Genomic DNA, 1,284 nt, shown 5'->3' with positions numbered 1-1,284 from the left:
TGCGTGAAATACTGTGTTTGGCCCCCTATGTCAAGCTGGCAGAGCCAGCTGACTCCGGTGGCCCTTCGTATAGGGTTCGCCTGAACGCAATACCGCAAAACACACCCTGAGGATTTTACGTGCCAGAGCGATCAAAGCCACCTTCTTGGGTTTTCCTGATCCCACCAAACGACGGTAGAACTCGCCCTGTTCATTGTCCATGCGGGTCACCGTGACAGCTGACATGTAAAGGATTTTTCGAATCCGTGGGTTCCCCACCTTGGAAATGGAACTGCGTCCCATCATTTGCCCAGATTGTCTGGGAACTGGGGAGAGCCCAGCAAACGAAGCCCACTGCCCGGCGTTCTGCAAGTCTTCCAGATGATGCGTTTCTGCAAGCAGAGTGGCCGCCGTGAGACGACCCACCCCAGGAACGGAAGTCAGCAGGCCCACCTGTCCTTTCAGGATGGGATCTGCTTTAATGATGTCTTTGATGTCCAGTTCGACACTATCCAGTTGTTCTTTCAGCAGTTTTTGCCGGGTTTCACACCGCTCCAGTGCCTTTTTGCAGGGCTGCTGATGATGGGCAAAAGCATGGTGACGGCCCTTTTCCATGGTGATCAACCCAATAATGCCTTCTCGCTCGCTGAGCAGGGCCCTGAGGTGCTCAAGTTCCAGACGCGTTGGTGTCCAGGGAGCAGGTTTCATGGTCAATCCATACTGAGCAATGAGTTCGGCATCCATGGAATCGGTTTTTCCTCGTCTGAGATTACTCATCGCAAAGAACTTGATTTTTGCCGCATTGACCACACTGACCTTGCAACTCAAGGAATGGAGAGTATGGGCAATCTGCTGTGAGTAGACACCCGTGGCTTCCATCACGGCATGGGTCGTATTTCCCAGAGCCTGATAACCTTCTAACCACTGTGTGAGACGCAGTCGCCCCTCTTCAGTATTCTGGAAGATCTGGATGTTCCCAAGTTTAGTGGTGCTCTGCTTCTGGGTTCCCTGTTCAGTGGATTTGAGCAGCCTGCAGTGGAGATGGGATTTGCCGACATCAATACCGAGAATGAACATACTTGCCTCCTGGACGAGGAAAAGTCAGTCCCAGATTCAGTCGACAGAACATTGTGTGCAAGCTCGAAGCTTCGAATACTGTACAGTCTGGACCAAAAACCTCGAGCCGGCCTGGATTTCACGCAGGATCTTCAAGATCAATCATCTCATCAGGCTTACCGACTCGAGGGGGCATGACAGGTCCATTCTCCCACCTGGGAGCCTGGCCTAACACACAATCATCTCAAC

Annotated in this window: 1 protein-coding gene; it reads right to left on the bottom strand. The window is 52.3% G+C overall.

Features of this window, described 5'->3' with window-relative positions; genetic code table 11:
* Positions 1-30: 30 nt before the first annotated feature.
* Positions 31-1,056, bottom strand: coding sequence for an IS110 family RNA-guided transposase (locus IEY52_RS26430; protein ID WP_189009685.1), 1,026 nt, complete (start codon positions 1,054-1,056; stop codon positions 31-33).
* Between the last annotated feature and the right edge of the window lie 228 nt (positions 1,057-1,284).

Source organism: Deinococcus roseus, assembly GCF_014646895.1.
GTDB lineage: Bacteria > Deinococcota > Deinococci > Deinococcales > Deinococcaceae > Deinococcus_C > Deinococcus_C roseus.
This window is presented reverse-complemented; position numbering and strand designations above follow the sequence as displayed.